Source organism: Steroidobacter gossypii, assembly GCF_016801985.1.
GTDB lineage: Bacteria > Pseudomonadota > Gammaproteobacteria > Steroidobacterales > Steroidobacteraceae > Steroidobacter > Steroidobacter gossypii.
On sequence record NZ_JAEVLS010000002.1, the window covers coordinates 382,090 to 397,805 of the forward strand.

Annotated in this window: 14 protein-coding genes; 9 read left to right on the forward strand and 5 right to left on the reverse strand. The window is 61.0% G+C overall.

The window, feature by feature from the left end:
- The first annotated feature begins 45 nt into the window (after positions 1-45).
- The gene (locus JM946_RS08975) at positions 46-2,721 is read left to right on the forward strand and encodes a TonB-dependent receptor (protein WP_203166951.1); all 2,676 of its coding nucleotides are present in this window, start codon (positions 46-48) and stop codon (positions 2,719-2,721) included.
- 200 nt (positions 2,722-2,921) lie between these two features.
- On the opposite strand, the gene JM946_RS08980 is transcribed toward JM946_RS08975, so the two are convergent.
- From JM946_RS08980 to JM946_RS08990, 3 genes are all read right to left on the reverse strand, one after another.
- Positions 2,922-4,550, reverse strand: a complete 1,629-nt coding sequence (locus tag JM946_RS08980) for a methyl-accepting chemotaxis protein (RefSeq protein WP_203166952.1) — start codon at positions 4,548-4,550, stop codon at positions 2,922-2,924.
- A gap of 202 nt (positions 4,551-4,752) precedes the next feature.
- The gene (locus JM946_RS08985) at positions 4,753-5,103 is read right to left on the reverse strand and encodes a nuclear transport factor 2 family protein (RefSeq protein ID WP_203166953.1); all 351 of its coding nucleotides are present in this window, start codon (positions 5,101-5,103) and stop codon (positions 4,753-4,755) included.
- A 34-nt stretch (positions 5,104-5,137) separates the two neighbouring features.
- Complete coding sequence (locus JM946_RS08990; protein WP_203166954.1) at positions 5,138-6,196, reverse strand: SDR family NAD(P)-dependent oxidoreductase; 1,059 nt, start codon at positions 6,194-6,196, stop codon at positions 5,138-5,140.
- A 286-nt stretch (positions 6,197-6,482) separates the two neighbouring features.
- Here JM946_RS08990 and JM946_RS08995 point away from each other — a divergent pair, with 286 nt between their 5' ends.
- Both JM946_RS08995 and JM946_RS09000 read left to right on the forward strand, forming a co-directional pair.
- Positions 6,483-6,920 (forward strand): MarR family winged helix-turn-helix transcriptional regulator, encoded by a 438-nt coding sequence (locus JM946_RS08995; protein ID WP_203166955.1) that lies wholly within the window; start codon positions 6,483-6,485, stop codon positions 6,918-6,920.
- 138 nt (positions 6,921-7,058) lie between these two features.
- Positions 7,059-7,664 carry a hypothetical protein gene (locus tag JM946_RS09000; protein ID WP_203166956.1) on the forward strand — a complete coding sequence of 202 codons (606 nt, stop codon included), beginning with the start codon at positions 7,059-7,061 and terminating at the stop codon, positions 7,662-7,664.
- 141 nt (positions 7,665-7,805) lie between these two features.
- Here JM946_RS09000 and JM946_RS09005 read toward each other — a convergent pair whose 3' ends face one another.
- Positions 7,806-10,184: a TonB-dependent siderophore receptor gene (locus JM946_RS09005; RefSeq protein WP_203166957.1), complete on the reverse strand. Its 2,379-nt coding sequence runs from the start codon at positions 10,182-10,184 to the stop codon at positions 7,806-7,808.
- Positions 10,185-10,328: 144 nt separating this feature from the next.
- Between JM946_RS09005 and JM946_RS09010 the strand changes: the two genes are divergently transcribed.
- The 4 genes from JM946_RS09010 (at position 10,329) to JM946_RS09025 (ending at position 13,381) form a co-directional block, all read left to right on the forward strand.
- Positions 10,329-10,820: an RNA polymerase sigma factor gene (locus JM946_RS09010; protein WP_230979576.1), complete on the forward strand. Its 492-nt coding sequence runs from the start codon at positions 10,329-10,331 to the stop codon at positions 10,818-10,820.
- 1 nt (position 10,821) lies between these two features.
- A complete protein-coding gene (locus JM946_RS09015; protein WP_203166959.1) occupies positions 10,822-11,862 on the forward strand; it encodes a FecR family protein in 1,041 nt (346 codons plus the stop codon).
- A gap of 90 nt (positions 11,863-11,952) precedes the next feature.
- On the forward strand, positions 11,953-12,675 hold the full coding sequence (locus tag JM946_RS09020) for a response regulator transcription factor (RefSeq protein ID WP_203166960.1): 723 nt from the start codon (positions 11,953-11,955) through the stop codon (positions 12,673-12,675).
- A gap of 310 nt (positions 12,676-12,985) precedes the next feature.
- Positions 12,986-13,381 (forward strand): hypothetical protein, encoded by a 396-nt coding sequence (locus JM946_RS09025; RefSeq protein WP_218042707.1) that lies wholly within the window; start codon positions 12,986-12,988, stop codon positions 13,379-13,381.
- 161 nt (positions 13,382-13,542) lie between these two features.
- Here JM946_RS09025 and JM946_RS09030 read toward each other — a convergent pair whose 3' ends face one another.
- A complete protein-coding gene (locus tag JM946_RS09030; RefSeq protein WP_203166962.1) occupies positions 13,543-14,460 on the reverse strand; it encodes a LysR family transcriptional regulator in 918 nt (305 codons plus the stop codon).
- A 96-nt stretch (positions 14,461-14,556) separates the two neighbouring features.
- Here JM946_RS09030 and JM946_RS09035 point away from each other — a divergent pair, with 96 nt between their 5' ends.
- Complete coding sequence (locus JM946_RS09035; RefSeq protein WP_203166963.1) at positions 14,557-14,886, forward strand: nuclear transport factor 2-like protein; 330 nt, start codon at positions 14,557-14,559, stop codon at positions 14,884-14,886.
- Entirely contained in the window at positions 14,883-15,665 is a 783-nt protein-coding gene (locus JM946_RS09040) for an SDR family oxidoreductase (RefSeq protein ID WP_203166964.1), read from the forward strand. The genes JM946_RS09035 and JM946_RS09040 overlap by 4 nt, the downstream gene beginning before the upstream one ends.
- Positions 15,666-15,716: the final 51 nt, after the last annotated feature.

The following is a 15,716-nucleotide window of genomic DNA, read 5'->3' on the forward strand; positions in this document are numbered from 1 at the left end:
CGGAGCGATGTGATCGCCCGCATGTCGTCAGTCCATGGGGGAAACATGAGATCAAGAATTGCGATCGGCACGCTCATCAGTGTCACCACCGGATTACTCGCCATTCCAACGCAAGCTCAGGAAGCCAGGGGCCTCGAGGAGATCATCGTCACCGCGCAAAAGCGTGCGGAAAGCATCCAGGACGTGCCGATCGCCGTGTCCGCGTTCTCGGCGGACGCGCTGGAAGAGCAGCGGCTCGATGGCGCATACAACCTGCAGAATGCGGTTCCCAACCTGGTTTTCTCCGGTGGCACCGGCTCGACGCCAAACTTCAATATCCGCGGCGTCGGCTCGGCCAACGGCACGGGCTCGACCGGTGACTCCGGCGTGCTGCCTCATCACAACAATGTGCCGTTGACGGTGAGCCGCATCGGCGTCGCGGATTTCTACGACGTAGAGCGCATCGAAGTACTGCGCGGTCCGCAAGGCACCTTGTACGGCCGCAACGCCACGGGTGGCGTGTTGAATGTCATCACCGCAAGGCCAAACCTGGCCGAATTCAACGCATCGACCACGCTGGAGTATGCCGACTACGACACTCGCAAAGCCAAGGGCCACGTCAACGTGCCGATCGGCGATATCTTCGGTCTACGAATCGCGGGCAACTATCTGCAGCGCGACGGTTACACTGAGAACGTTGCAACAGGCAACGATATCGATTCGCGCGATTTGTGGTCCGCACGCGCCACGCTCGCGTTTCAGCCGACTGACAATTTCAGGGCATATGTGCTGTACGAGAGATTCGAAGAAGACGACTCGCGTAACGGCGGTGGCAGGACCTTGTGCATCAAGGATCCAGGGCCCGAGATGGTCGGGTCGACTCCAGTCAACAATGCGGTGGCCCGCAATTACTTGAGTCGCGGCTGCCTGCAGGGCTCGATCTATCAGCCTTCGGCGTTCGGCACGGTCAATAGCGTTGCAACGTTCGGCGGCATGTTCTCGAACGTGCTCGGTTTAACGACCGGCGATACTTTCGCCGGTCAGATGGGTGATCCTGATTTGCGGCGCTCCTCCGCGTATCGCGATCCGAGCTATGACGCCACGAACGATTTGCTGGAGCTGGAAACGCAGTGGGATATCGCCGATGGGTTGACGCTTTCCTTCCTGGCCTCGTACACGAGCGATGAAGCGCTGTCAGCCAGCGGCAGCCAACAGTCCGAGATCGGATTCAACAATACGGCAGTGACGCCGGGTGGTGTGTTCAACGACCCGCAGGGCGGTCCTGGCGCCGGAGTACGCACGCTCGTCTACTCCACCAACGACGACATTCAGCGCACCGGCGAGTTGCGCCTGCAATCGAGCTTCGATGGCGCGGTCAATTTCAACGTCGGCGTGTTCGCCCTGAATCTCGACCGCTCGACCACCACCTTCACCTCGACCAACGCCACCAACGCGTTCCATCGGGCTTCCGGCAACGCGAGCTTCTACGATGCGACCCCGGGCATCCCGGTGAATGGTCTGGGCCACAATTACTTTTTCGTGTACACGCCATACCAGCTCGAATCGCAGGCCGCGTTCGGCGAGTTGTATTGGAACGTGACCGACACGGTCAAACTGACCGTCGGCGCACGCTACACCGAAGACGAGAAGAGCCGCATCTATTATCCCGTCAATCTGCTGGCGCCGGCAGGGCAGGGCGGAGTCGTGGGTGCGCCGGGCTGGAACGAGAGTCGCGTGGTTCCGGAACAACTCGAGTCGAATGCGACAACGGGTCGCGTGACATTGGACTGGGCAGCGACCGCCGATACGCTGGTGTATCTCACCTTGAGCCGCGGCTACAAGGCTGGTGGGTTCAATACGCCGACAACGATGGGCTCCGCTGCGCCGTATGACGCCGAGACCGTCGATGCGGTGGAGATCGGGGCCAAGAACTCGTTGTTCGATGGACGCGTGACGCTCAACGTTACCGGCTTCATGTACGACTATCAGGACTATCAGTTCAGCAAGCTCGATGGCTTCGCAAGTCTCGTCGACAATCTCGATGCGGAGGTACGCGGCATCGAGATCGAGGCTGTATGGTCGCCCATCGATGCGTTGCGTTTGAATGCGCAGATCGGCTACCTGGATAGCGAAATCACCGCGGGCAGCTCGGTGGATCCTTTCGATCGTACGCAGGGCGATCCGTCATTGCACTACGCGAAGTCGCTCGAAGGTGGCTGTGTCGTCGACCGGGCCGGACTGGAACGCGTGATCGCCGCAGTCAATGCAGGAGCGTTGCCCGCCGCAGCGCTCGCCCCATTGCCAAACGCGGGGCTGTGCGGATCAGCAGCCTTGAATTCGGGCTTCGGTCTCAACCGAAGCGCGGGCGTGCCGGTCAATCTGGCAGGCAATCAGCTGCCCGGAGCGCCCGAGTGGACGGCGTCCTTCGGGGCGCAGTACACGCTCGCGTTGGGCAACGATTGGCAAGCGACGCTGCGCGCCGACTACTATCGTCAGGCTGAATCCTATGCGTCGCATTTCAATACCCCGGATTACGAATTGAACAGCTGGGACAATTACAACGCGAGTCTGCTATTCCGCAATCTCGCCTGGGATCTCGACGTGCAGGTGTATGGCAAGAATCTCGCCGATGACGACGTGATCGTCGGCCTGGAGGTACAGTCCGAGCAGCTCGGCCTGACGCGCAACGTGCAACTGCTCGAGCCTCGTTTGTTCGGTGTGGCGATTACCAAACGTTGGTAGGCCTTCGCCGCGAGCCATCTAAGCTCTCGTGCCGGGTCCCGCTGCAATCGTGCAGCGGGCACCTGGTCGAAGTGACTCGCGCTGGTTCATGCAGTCGTTCGCCGCTCCCGCGCAGGCGCATCCTAGCAGCACTCGCGATCACCCACGTCGTCGCGACGCGCTTGTCGATGTTGCCTGCTGTTATGATCGGTGTTTTCGTATCAAGCGGCGATCCGCTGCCGTCCGTAGGAAATTGGATCCGCCTGGACCTGCGCACCTTCGGCAGCCATGCCTTCGAGGCCTGGCGCCGCCTCGCCGCTCAGCTTGAAGACAGCGGCCGACTCCACGAGGCTGTCGGCCTGATTCTTCAAACTCTCGGTCGCGGCAGCGCTCTCTTCGACGAGCGCCGCGTTTTGTTGAGTGGCGCGGTCCATCTGTGAGAGCGCGTGGTTCATCTGGTCGATGCCTTCGGCCTGTTCCCGGCTCGCGGCCGAGATTTCGGTCACCACATCGGTCAGCTTTCGCACATTGCACAGGATTTCGCCCAGGTTGGAGCCGAGCTGATCGACCAGCGCCGCACCGGTCGACACTTTTTGAACCGAGTCGTTGATCAGCGTCTTGATCTCTTTGGCCGCGCCCGCGCTGCGCTGTGCGAGGTTGCGTACCTCGGAGGCGACGACCGCAAAGCCTCGGCCTTGCTCGCCCGCGCGAGCCGCTTCTACAGCAGCATTCAACGCGAGCAGATTGGTTTGGAACGCAATTTCGTCGATGACGCCGATGATCTGGGTGATCCTGGAGCTGGAGGAGTTGATATCGCTCATCGCATCAACGGCCTTGCTGACGACGCCGGCGCCTGCATCGCCCTGACCGCGCACCCCTCGGGCAAGATCGCTGGCGCGATGGATGTTGTCCGAGGTCACCTTCACGGTCGCGGACATCTCTTCCATGCTGGCGGCAGTTTGCTCCAGCGCGGCGGCCTGTTCCTGAGTGCGCCTGGAAAGATCGTCGTTGCCTTGGGCAATCTGCGAGGAGGCGGCCGCGACCGCCTGGGTGTTCCGACGAACCTCGGCGATGAGTTTCACGAGGCTGCCCTGCATGCGAGTGAGCGCCACCATCAGACTCGTCGTGTCGCCAGGGCGGGTCACCAGGCAAGTCGTCAAGTCGCCTCGCGCGATCGCGTGTGCCGCCGCAGCTGCTTCGGAAGGCTCGCCGCCGAGCAGTGCGACGACCGAGCGGCTGGCCAGCAGGCCCAGGAAAATTCCGGCAACGATCGTCAGGCTCATCCCGATGAGGCTGGCAAGCTCGGCGGACCTGGCGGCAGCCACTGCTTCATTGCTGACCGCTGCCGCCTGTTCGGAGATGGCTGCGGCGCTTTCCTCCAGCAGTTTCGTGGGCTCGCGATCCATGCCCCTGACTGCCTGGTCGCCTTTGTCGACCGCGAAATCGTTCGCTCTGAAGGCCTCGAAGCCTTTGCGATAACTCGCGCCCATGGTCGCATGAGCAGCGGCGAATTTACCGATCAGCGCTGCCGCGTGGGGCTCGCTGACGCGAGCATGCAGACGCTGCGCCAGCTGTGAGACCTCCTGCTCACGATGCTGGAAAGCGCTCCAGTACTTCTCCAGCTGCTCCGGATCCTTGCCTCGGATCAGCACGTTCTTCCATTCTTGAACCTGCTCCTTGAACTTGCTTTGCATCTCGCGAGCTTCACGCTCGCTCTGCACGGCATCGGCGACTTCGGTCTGGAAGGTGTCGAGCGCAGCGTTCATCTTCCAGAAGCCGAAGAAAGCGGCGGCGGCCAGCAGTAGCAACACGGCTGCAAACGTGAGCGGCAACTTGGTACTGAGCTTCATAGTCGGCATCGCAGTTTGTATCTTCTGGTCGCGGTCCGGGCGCTGCGCCGACCGCTGGTGTGCGGCGAAGCAATGCAGAGGTTGGCGGCGCATGTGCGCAAAACTTGAAGGAGGATTTCCCTGCAGCCCTATCAGTCGTTCCCTGAATCTCGGGCACGAGCCAGGAGCGCGTTCGGTCGGGATGCGATGGCGTCTCCGCGCTTCAGACCGACAGCACTTCGTAGTGGACCGTTTGCATCACGATCCGACCGTCGCGTATGACGAATGAGTCCACGCCGTGCTCGATCCGTGCGCACTCCGAGCTTGCGCGCCAAATTAGAAACGCGTACTCGCTTTCGACATGCCTCGCCACATACTCGTATTTTCCCCCGCGGCGGAGTTGCTCTCGCAATCGCTGCGCTGACTCTCGGATTCCGGATCGCCCGCTCTTTACGCCGAACTGATGTATCAGGATCACCTCGTCGGAATAGTTTCGGTTGAGGTCTTCCTCCAGGTTCGACTCGGCTCGCAGCCTCAGATGATCGAAGAAGACTTCGCTCGTGGATCGGCTCATGCTTTCGTGCTCTCCAGGTCGCGGTTGTCAGGTGTCATCTCGGAGCTGCCGGGCGAGAGCTTGTGAGTGGGCGTGCCGCGCTCAACGCATACGGCCGGACTCTCTGCGATCGGGCCGCTAGCGCGAGACCCGCCGTGAATGCAACCAGAGCACCCAACACAAACCAACGCGGCGGCTTGTTCCTTGTGGAGCGCCAGCCTCCATTCACCTCCGCACGGCGCCATGAGGGCTCCACGAGGTTGCCCCAGCTAACGGTTTCTTCGGATCGACTCAGTTGCATCACGTCCACGGTGAGGCGCGCCAACCGTTCGGTGAGTCCGGGTGCCAGCGCATGGGCGAGATTGATCGTCGGCCCGATGCGCCCAGCGTAGGCTTCCCGTTTGGAACCAAAGGCGAGCTCGACGATCTGCCGTGCGACCGCAGCGGGATCCAGCAGGGGCCTGATGGGCCGGATCTCACGACCGGTGAAGTTTGCTGCGCTCGAGTAGATCGGAGTATCCACTGGCGCTGGATAGATCGAGCAGATGCGAATTTTGGGAGTGTCGAGCAACTCCTCGCGGAGGGACTCGACCCACCCGCGTCCAGCAAACTTGCTCGCGACATAGGCGCTGGCGTACGGCTGAGCTACGCGGCCCAGGACGGAGTTCACATCGATGATCAGGCCCTCGCCGCGCGTCCTGAAATGTTTGAGGACAGCCCGTGTACATTGGACGCGGCCGAAGAAGTTGGTTTCCACGACGCGTCGGAAGGCATCGGCGGGTACGTCATCGAACCGCCCCATTGCGAGCACGGCGGCGCAATGGATCCAAACATCGATGTGGCCGAATCGCGCCAGGGCGGCTCTTACCAACTCATCCACTTGCTCCGGTTCAGTGATATCTGTCGGCACCGCCATGGCTTGCCCGCCTTCCGAAGCGCACTCTCGTGCAACATCCTCAAGTGCCGAGGCACGACGGGCCGCCACAACGACGCACGCCCCCTTTCGCGCGAAGGCAACAGCAGTCGCCCGTCCGATGCCACTGGACGCACCGACGATCACGACGACGAACGTGTGGGCCTTGCGATCCCCGCTGGTGGGTGATGGAGACTTCATTCGGGCGCCTTCTCAACCGGGACGGCCTGCCGATCGACCAGTTCGCCTCGCGGTAAGGTGACCAGCATGGGATGCAAGGGATGACCGGCCACTCCTGCCCTGGTTCTCATGACAATCTCCCGGTTGCGCCAAAGGACGATGGGCCGCCCCGAGCCGAGCGGCGCCCGTCGTCCGGTCCTCGACTGCGAAACACATCGTGACCCGATATAATCACGAATGCGCTCCGGTCAGGTTTGTTCCCAGCGGAACGTTGCGACAGGTACTGCTCGAAAGAGGGCATCAGGACATGAAATCGAGGGCGACCGGACGCGATCCAACAGATGCGGAGTACCAGGCATTGGCGTCCTTCAGGTACGCCCTCAGGCGCTACTTGGCTGCCGTGGGCCGCAATGCGCGTAGCGCGGGGCTTACAGCACAGCAGCACCAGGCGCTTCTATCCATCCGGGCCGGCTATCCCGGACGGGAAGTCATATCGGTCACGGAGCTCGCGGACCATCTGCTCATCAAAAATCATAGTGCCCTCGAGCTGGCGGAGCGTCTTCGGGATTTGGGCCTGATTCAATGCGATCGGTGCGACGAGGATCGCCGCAAAGTGATGCTGAGTATCACTCCCAAGGGAGAAACGACTCTGCGCAAGCTCGCAGCGGGCAGCTTGCGTGAGCTTGCGCTGATCTCGGGTCAAATGCGCAGCCTGGTCGCCGGATTGAGCCAGCTCGACCCTTGACCGCGGCACTGGAGCCCCGGATGAGCTGATCACTTCGATGCCAATTCATGAATGTCGGACCGAAGTTCGATCAATGATGAGATCGTTTCGAGCTCCACTACAGATCATCGGGCGATTCTCAGTCACAAGGGAACATCGATGGATCCGGCACAAATTGAGATCGAACGGGAAAAGCTCGCGATCGAGAAGAAAAAGCTCCGGCAGACGTTCTTAGCCAACACCTTGCTTACTGGTCTCTTGGGAGGGATCGGGGCTCTGATATTCGGCATCCTTGAGTTCGACCTTAGACGGTCAGACTTGACGGTCCGCAAGAGCGACCTGGAGTTCAGGCTGGTAAGCGGGCCGGTGGAACGGATTATTAAAGATCCTTGCCGCCCGCAAGCCCAAACAGAGGCAGCATATTTGCAGACGATTCTAGGTACGGGAATTGTGGATGAAGCCGTCGCGCCGCGGTACACAAGGCTAATCGATGGATTGGACGTGCTCTGTGCGAAGCTGTGCGCGAAGGACAAATCTCTATGTGCCACGAACGATACGATGTCGCAGCCAGCATCTGGCGCTGCGAAGTGCGATCAGATAGTGCCCATCCGCCAGCTTGGCTGGTCCGCGGGCCATAAAAACAACTTTTGCATCAGGGCTGGATTCCTCGGCGTGTGGAACAAGCCCGGTGCTTCGTATGATTCAGGCGGGTTCTGCTTCAAAGGTGACGCCGATGCGTGTAAGCGGCAGATCGAAGGAAGCTAGACGGAGCCGTGCCGAGGAAGGGTTACGCCAATACCACCGGTCATGACCTAACGATAGTCTTCAGCAATGATGGGTTTTACATGGAAGGGCGGTATGGCCGCGTCAGAGAAGCACTGTGATGAAACCTCTGCTAATCCATGATCAGAAGCGCGCGTCGATGCGCAGGAAATAGTTGCGCGGCTCGCCGTACCAGAATGCACCGAGGAAATCCTCGTAATAGTACTCGTCGAAAACGTTGTTGACGGTCAGGGCAGCCTGCCAGTGTTCGTCGAACCGATAGCTCACGCGGGGATTGAGCACTGCATAGGATTTCTGGCCTGCGAATTGCGACCTGGGTGTCAACGTGCTCTTCGCGTGGAGCGACCCACCGATGGTCCAGCGATGCCACGCGCCAGGCAGTGGGTAGTCTGTCCACGCTTTAAGCAGGTGGCGGGGTGTCGGTTGGGTCTGTAGTACGACTCGCTCTCGCCCGTTGTACGTGTAGCCGGCTCCAATGAGCCAGTCTCGTCCGATGTGTCCACTCAGTTCCAGATCGACTCCAGTTGTCTCGAGTCTGCCACTGGCACGATAGCAGCAGCGCGGCACCGGTGCTGGTTGCCGGTCCGAGACAGCTATGCCGCGTTGAACGGTCTTGTAAACCGCCAGTGAGCTGTTGAGCGCACCCTCTCCCAAAGCGCCTTTGATGCCCGCTTCCAGGGTGACACCTTGGATTGCGTCGATGAGCGACAGGTCGCGGCGTCGGCGGGCGCCGCCGTTATGAGCAAAAATATCTGCGTAGCTTGCATAGAGCGACCACGTGCTGTTCAGCTTATAGAGCGTGCCGAAGTAGGGCGTCTTGGTGTACTCCTGTTCGAAATCCATCTCCGTCGGATGCTGGATGCGATAAACGTTCCTGTCCGTGAGCCGTTGGCTGCTCACTCGCAGGCCTGCTGTCACGAACCACGGGTTGGTGAGCTGTGCTCGCAGGGACGCAAAAGCACCACCGATGCGAACGTCGACGTCGTCGCTCATCGTTCTGAAATTTCGAGCGGGAGAGGGCGGCATCGTGGGATCGAAGTTGTAAGGATCGATGTCCGTGCGGAAATCGTGAATGCCCAGATCTGTGCTGGACGAGTTGCGCATCAGGTCTGCCCCGAGTGCCCACTCGACGCGATGTCCCCACCACTCGCCGGCCCCTGTGAATGTGCCTTCCACACTCCAGTGTTGTTGCTCGACCGGTTCGAGCGTGTATTGCGAAGTTCCGTAGGCCAGTCGAGTGGCGCCGTCGATGAAAACGAGATAGCCGATTCGATAACTTGCGCTGTTGTCGAGATAGGTTGCACTCAGGCGCAGGCGAGAATCATCGCCGAAGGCGTGGTCCAGGCGAAAAAAGGCTTCCGCCACCCTGGTGTCCCAGCGCGACCAGTCGAATGCGATGCCGAGATCGCGAGGCAATTTGGGGTCTTCGGGCGTCGAGGCAGTGGTGTAGCTCGGCGGCCCGCCATACACGAATGGGCGACCGCGGCTCTTCAGATAGCTGCCACCGAGCGTCACAACGAGATCGTCCGTGAGATCGTAATCCACGACGCCGTAGATGCTCTGGCGCCGGTCATCGGCGTTCTTATAGAAGTATTCACGGCTCGCGTTGCTTGCAACCATGCGTCCGCGCAGGGCGCCGTCCTCGGTGATCGGACCGGTAACGTCGATTTCCTGCCGATAGTTTTCCCAGCTGCCCGCGGTTGCCGAGAAATGGACCTTGGTATCCGCCAGTGGACGCTTACGGATCAGGTTGATCGTTCCGGCGGGATTTGCATCCGCACCGAAGAGTGCATTGGAACCTCGGAGGACCTCGATGCGGTCGAACTCGCCGAGGTCCGGAGTAAACAGGATCGCTCCAATGAACTCCCATTGCGGTACTCCACGCAAGTTTCCGCCGCCGTCCAGCATGAAGCTGGAAATCTGGAAGCCGCGTGTGTGCAGCTCCAGAAAGAACGAATCCCACCGCACGGTGCTGACGCCCACGGCGTCCTGCATGGCGTCGAAGATATTGAGAGCCCCCTGCTGGCGCATCTGCTCACCTGACATGATGGAGATCGATTGAGGGATCTCCCGAAGGGGCGTCTCCGTCCGCGTAGCGACCAGGTCCTCGGTGGTGCCGATGACGACGACCTCCTCGATGTCCGGCTTGCTCGCTGCGGAACTGCGTCCCGCACGATGGGTAGAACGGACAATCGCATCGGAACGCTTGATTTCGAGCGTCGTTGCGTTGACGTGCCGGAACGCGAGGTCGGTCCCCTGGAGCAGCCGACGGAGCGCATCGGCGACCGCGTATTCACCGGTTAGGCGCGGGGCCGTGTGTCCTGCGGTAAGTTCGGAGTAATAGAGGATCTGGACGCCGCACTGGCGACCCACGTCCAGCAGCATCTCTTCCAGCGGCGCGCTGTTGACATCCAGGTGACACTTGGGATCGGCACGTTCGGCGCTCAACGTGGCCGACGCATATGAAAGCGAGATAGCGATTGCGGCGACAATCGTCTTCACGTTCTCAATGATCCCTGGCAGCTGTTGTATCGACTTCCCGTGGAGCCCCGGATCGACAAAAAGGTGTCGAGGGGGAGGGGGGAAGTCGTCTTCTCTTCGCTCTATTCTGTCAGAGACACATTACAGAATGCTCCTGCTGCGTGTATGTCCAACACCCATCTTCTTCTAGAGTGGCGGCGGCGGTGGGACCGCAGCCTGTTCCAGTTCCTGAAACGGCGCGTGCGCTCATCGGTCGATGTGCAAGACCTGGCGCAGGAGACGTACTTGCGTTTGTTGCGTTCTCGCGATCTGAGCGACGTTCGCAAGCCGCTCGCCTATCTGTTGCAGGTGGCCAGCCACGTTGCACTGGAATGGGGCAATCGGCAGGCGAGGAACGCAGCTTTGGGCGTTGTCGAAGCGAAGGATCTCATCGATGAGCAGTTACCGGAGCTGGAGCTCGATGCCGGGCTGACTCAGCAACGCATCGAGCAAACGCTGGCGGCGTGCTCTCCCACGATGCGAGCGGTGCTGTTGCTGCGGTTGAGGGACCAGCGCTCCTGCCAGGAGATCGCGAATGACCTCGGCATCAGCATGAGAACGGTGCAGCGACACCTGGAGAACGGCTACGCGCGCCTGCGCATGGCCATCGAGGGTTGAGATGACGGAAGTGAACGAAGAGATGTTGACGGTCCCGGAGCAAGCGGCACGGTGGTGGCGTGTCATGCAGGATGACGAGCCCTCCGCGGGCGAGAAGCGGGCATTCGCCGCTTGGGTAGCGGAGTCGCCAAAGCACATCGAGGAGATGCTGCGCCTCGCTCAAATACACAGGGCCTTCTCGAGAGGGCAGGTGCGTTGGCCCGAGGACGCCGCGGAGGCGCTGATTCGCGCCGCAAAGACGGCCGGCGAGGACACCGTCGTGCCGCTATGGCCGCCTCGATCGTCGCGACCAGAACCGACTCGCCGGCCGGTTCGCGTCGCCGCTTTCGGCTTGGCCGCCACTGTTTTACTGGCTGTCTGCGTGAGCTGGTTCGCGCTGTCCCGCGCCGAGAGCTTCGAAACGAAGATCGGTGAGCAGCGCTCGGTGATGCTCGATGATGGATCGCGAATCACCCTCAACACCGCGTCACGGATCGAAGTTCGCCTGCGCCCGGATCGGCGCGTCATCGATCTCGTGAGAGGTGAGGCGCTCTTCGAGGTCGCACACGATGCGCAACGTCCGTTCGACGTGCGCATCGACGACACCGTTGCGCGTGCAGTCGGCACCCAGTTCGAAGTGGACCGCCGAGACAACCGCACGGTCGTGACAGTGGTGGAGGGACGCGTCGCTGTTACTTCCGCCGCGGCCGCAGCGCCTCACCTCTTGTCTGCGGGTGAGCGCATCACCGTCGACAGCACGGGACTGGGTGCTGTCGAGAAGGGCATAAAGCTAGACGACGCCACGGCCTGGACGCGGCGGCAACTCGTCTTCAGGCGTCGTCCGTTGGGTGAGATCGCGGAGGAGTTCAATCGCTACAACGCTGCGCAAGTCCATATTCAAAGCGACACGTTGCGCAAGCAGGAGGTGTCAGGAATTTTTCGCACCGACGATGTGAGCTCGTTCGTCGCGCTGCTCGCGAGCAAGCCGGGCGTACGCGTCGTCGGCGATGGATCCGGCGGATACGTCGTGACTTCGGACGACTCCGCATCACCGCACAGATAAAGCGCCTGTTTGGTTTGCAGCTGACCGATCGTCAAAGCAGAGAGGGGTCCGCACGCGGGCTTCAATGCTATCTCGTGAGAAAAGACAGCCATGAGCTCGGAAAATTTCGTCGTCTACGTGCTGGTCGGGGATCCCGCGATCCGGGAGATGATTGAAGCGGCGGCCACCCGGGGCGGGCTCAGCCCCATTGTGCTGGGATCGGCAGGGGAATACCTCCGCAAGCCAGAATCGGGCTTGCCAGCCTGCCTGATCCTCGGGATGCAATTGCCCGATATGAGCGGAGCAGACCTCCAGCAGCGTCTCGCGAACATTGGACCTGCGATCATCTTCGTCTCCGACCGGGTGGACATCGGGCACTCAGTGCGGGCAATCAAAGCGGGCGCCGTCGACTACCTCACTACACCTGTGGATCCCGCAGGTCTGGCTCGCGCGGTACACGATGCCATCGAGGTGGATCGCTTTCGTCGAGCCGAGCGGGCACGCCTCGCCGAGTTGGTGCGCCGGTATCGTTTGCTCACTGCGCGCGAACGCGAGGTCTTCCCGCTGCTCACGGCCGGCTTGCTGAATAAACAAGTGGCTTCGAGGATGGGAATCAGCCTGATCACAGTTCAAATCCATCGTGGTCGAATCATGCAGAAGATGGAAGCACGCACGTTTGCCGAACTGGTGCGCTTTGCAGATGCGCTGGGGATCAGCGGAGAGTGGACCGCAAACGCGCAGCGCGATTGGCAACGTGACGGTGTACTCAACGGTGCAAATATCCGAGGGGTTCGCAGCCCTCGAGTTCACGCCGCTGAATCAGCTTCGAGTTGAATGCTTTAGCCGCCGAGTGTGCGAAGACATCTTTCGTTGCAGCCAACGAGACCCGATTTGTCCTCTATCTGAGTTTTTTCCCAGGTTAAATGGTGTAAGTTATTTATTTTACAGAAAATAATCGGGCTGAAGAATGCATGTTGTTGCTACTCGACTCAACGGTGGTAGCCTAGCCTACAACTCCGCGACCGGTGAGCATGGCTGAATAGAGTCCATCCCTCACTTGCGCCGATGTGCGCGCAGGAAGATCGTGCTGCCGCTGTCGCTGCCGACGACCACGGAACCACGGCACTATCGAAGGGAAGGCGCCATGCTCGATCTGATCTGGAATCTGTTTCAGGACGATGACATCAAGAGGCTGCGATCCGGTGTCGCGAGCCGCGAAGCGCAGTCCGATTCGCTGCGCAGTCAAGTAGGCTCTGTGGAGGCGCGTCTTCTGGAATTGGAGAAGAGACACGAACAATTGAAGCTCGTCACCCTGGCGTTGTGGCGACTGCTGAAGGATCGGGTTGAGCTCTCGGAATTGAATCTCAGGAAGTACGTGGAAAGCACGGACCTTCTGGACGGTGAAGCCGATGGGAAAGTGGACCTGACGAAGGAGCTGATCGAGTGCCCCGACTGTGGGCGCTTCCTGCTCAATACCGCGATCGTCTGCCCCTATTGTGGCGCAAACAACAGGTCGGGCAATACATTCGACATTGCGTAGATCGAAGCCGGGACGCAGGAGCGCCGGGAGTTTCCCATGCTGCAATGAAGTTCAGAGGAATTCAGCAGCCCCAATGGCCAGCGCGTGATGGCCGTACGTCGCAGCCTCCCCACTAGGCACCGTCGCAAACGCCTCAGACTCGAGCACCGCTTCGCCGGAGATCAAACACTTCGAGCCTTGCCTCCATCCCGATCGAGAAGGCAGTCGATGAAGGCGCGCAGGGCAGGCTGAACGTGACGGCGGTTCGAGTAGTAGAGATACAGGCCCGGCATCGTGAGTGCCCAATCAGTAAGGACGCGCTTCAGCCGACCGTCTTCCAACGCGTCTGCGATGCCGTCGTCGTTATACGCGTAGAGAATGCCCAGTCCCTGCAGGGCGGCTGGCACGACAATGTCCTGGTGGTTGGAGATCACCGGGCCTGCAACGACCGCTTCGATGCTTTTGCTCTTCTTCCGAAACGCCCATCGAGCAATGGTGCCGCTGCCCGGAAAGCGCCAGTTGATGCACGCGTGACGGTGCAAATCGGCCGGGCTTTTGGGCTCACCAGCACGGGCGAGGTACTCAGGCGACGCCACTGCAAGGAGTTTGATATCTGCCGTGAGTCGGACGGCGATCATGTCTTTCTGCAGGCGCTCACCCACGCGAATGCCGGCGTCGAAGCCGCCGGCCACGATATCGCTCAGGCCATCGTCGATCACGATGTCGAGCACCACGTCAGGATGCATCTGATGAAAGCGCCCGAGCCGCGGCGCGATGATCTTCTTCGCCGCCATGCTCAGCGTGTTGATCCGCAGAGTTCCAGCGGGTCGGCTCGTTGCACCGACCGCCTGCGCGACGGCGTCATCCATTTCGCGGAGCATCGGCGCAATGCGCGCATGAAGACGCCGTCCCGACTCCGTGGGTGCGACGCTGCGAGTCGTTCGATTGAGCAGGCGAACCCCGAGACGAGATTCGAGCTGACGAATGATCTGGCTCAGCGCCGAGCGCGATACACCCAGATGATCGGCGGCGCGGGCGAAGCTCGCCCGGTCGACCACCGCGACGAATGCTTTCAGCTCGGCAAATTCGGATCCACGCATTGTGCACTGATCTCTTCATAGCCTGGGTAGATAATAGGCGATTTTCTTAGCGGTCGAGGTAAGCCATCTTGGCGCCTCCAACTCGAGGAGACCGCGATGAAAGACTTGAGCCTTCCTGAGCCTATCGAGGCGTATTTCGAAGCCGACCGACGCGACGGTCAGGCCGTGGCGCGCTGTTTCACCGCCGACGCGACGGTTTTCGACGAGGGGCGGACGCACGCAGGTCTTGCCGCCATCGAAGCCTGGAAGACTGCAGCGTCCGCACAGTTTTCGTACCTCGCCGAACCCTTTGCGCTGGAGCAAAAGGATCGCAAGTACATTGTGACAAGCAGAGTGACGGGCGATTTCCCGGGCAGTCCCGTTGATCTCCAGTACGCCTTCACGCTCGAGCGCGGCAAGATCTCGTCGTTGGAGATCAAGCCATGAGCTTTGACTTGCAACTCGCGGGCATGCGGGCCCTGGTCACTGGCGGGGCCCGCGGCGTTGGTGCGGCGGTGGTCCGGGCACTGGTGGAAGCGGACGTACGAGTCGTAGCTGCCGCGCGCTCGCTGCCGAGTCGCCCGGTCGAGAACGTGCGCTATGTCGCCGCGGATCTTTCGACAGCGGAAGGCGCTCATGTCGCTGCGGATTCAGTGCGTCAGCATCTCGGCGGCATCGACATCCTCATCAACGTGGTTGGCGGTTCATCGGCGCCAGCGGGTGGGTTCGCAGCGCTCGATGATTCGGAGTGGTCGAAGGAGCTCGACCAGAACCTCATGTCCGCTGTCCGTCTCGACCGCGCTCTGCTGCCTTCGATGATCGCGCAGCGATCCGGGGTGGTCATCCATGTCACCTCGATCCAGCGGGTGTTGCCATTGCCGGACGCGACGACCGCGTACGCGGCTGCCAAGGCCGCCTTGTCGACATACAGCAAGGCGCTCTCGAAAGAAGTCACGCCCAAAGGCATCCGCGTCGTGCGTGTCTCCCCGGGCTGGATCGAGACCGAAGCCGCAGTTGCGCTGGCCGAGCGCCTCGCCGCCGAAGCGGGTACGGACTACGAAGGCGGCAAGCAGATCATCATGAAGGGATTGGGCGGCATCCCGTTAGGACGGCCTGCGCAGCCACACGAAGTCGCAGACCTCATTGCGTTTCTGGTCTCGCCTCGAGCGGCCTCCATATCGGGGGTGGAATACGTCATCGACGGCGGGACCGTGCCGACTGTCTGAGCGGCCGAGCACCGCCAAAAGTTGCTGGTTCGCCGTGCGGCTTCGGTACAG

What these genes read in the sequence shown, in the direction of transcription:
- JM946_RS09000 (WP_203166956.1), top strand. Translation starts at nt 7,059, where the DNA reads ATGGATCCGGCACAAATTGAGATCGAACGGGAAAAGCTCGCGATCGAG.
- JM946_RS09025 (WP_218042707.1), top strand. Translation starts at nt 12,986, where the DNA reads ATGCTCGATCTGATCTGGAATCTGTTTCAGGACGATGACATCAAGAGG.
- JM946_RS08980 (WP_203166952.1), bottom strand. Translation starts at nt 4,550, where the DNA reads ATGAAGCTCAGTACCAAGTTGCCGCTCACGTTTGCAGCCGTGTTGCTA.
- JM946_RS08985 (WP_203166953.1), bottom strand. Translation starts at nt 5,103, where the DNA reads ATGAGCCGATCCACGAGCGAAGTCTTCTTCGATCATCTGAGGCTGCGA.
- JM946_RS09020 (WP_203166960.1), top strand. Translation starts at nt 11,953, where the DNA reads ATGAGCTCGGAAAATTTCGTCGTCTACGTGCTGGTCGGGGATCCCGCG.
- JM946_RS09010 (WP_230979576.1), top strand. Translation starts at nt 10,329, where the DNA reads ATGTCCAACACCCATCTTCTTCTAGAGTGGCGGCGGCGGTGGGACCGC.
- JM946_RS09015 (WP_203166959.1), top strand. Translation starts at nt 10,822, where the DNA reads ATGACGGAAGTGAACGAAGAGATGTTGACGGTCCCGGAGCAAGCGGCA.
- JM946_RS09035 (WP_203166963.1), top strand. Translation starts at nt 14,557, where the DNA reads ATGAAAGACTTGAGCCTTCCTGAGCCTATCGAGGCGTATTTCGAAGCC.
- JM946_RS09030 (WP_203166962.1), bottom strand. Translation starts at nt 14,460, where the DNA reads ATGCGTGGATCCGAATTTGCCGAGCTGAAAGCATTCGTCGCGGTGGTC.
- JM946_RS08995 (WP_203166955.1), top strand. Translation starts at nt 6,483, where the DNA reads ATGAAATCGAGGGCGACCGGACGCGATCCAACAGATGCGGAGTACCAG.
- JM946_RS09040 (WP_203166964.1), top strand. Translation starts at nt 14,883, where the DNA reads ATGAGCTTTGACTTGCAACTCGCGGGCATGCGGGCCCTGGTCACTGGC.
- JM946_RS08990 (WP_203166954.1), bottom strand. Translation starts at nt 6,196, where the DNA reads ATGAAGTCTCCATCACCCACCAGCGGGGATCGCAAGGCCCACACGTTC.
- JM946_RS08975 (WP_203166951.1), top strand. Translation starts at nt 46, where the DNA reads ATGAGATCAAGAATTGCGATCGGCACGCTCATCAGTGTCACCACCGGA.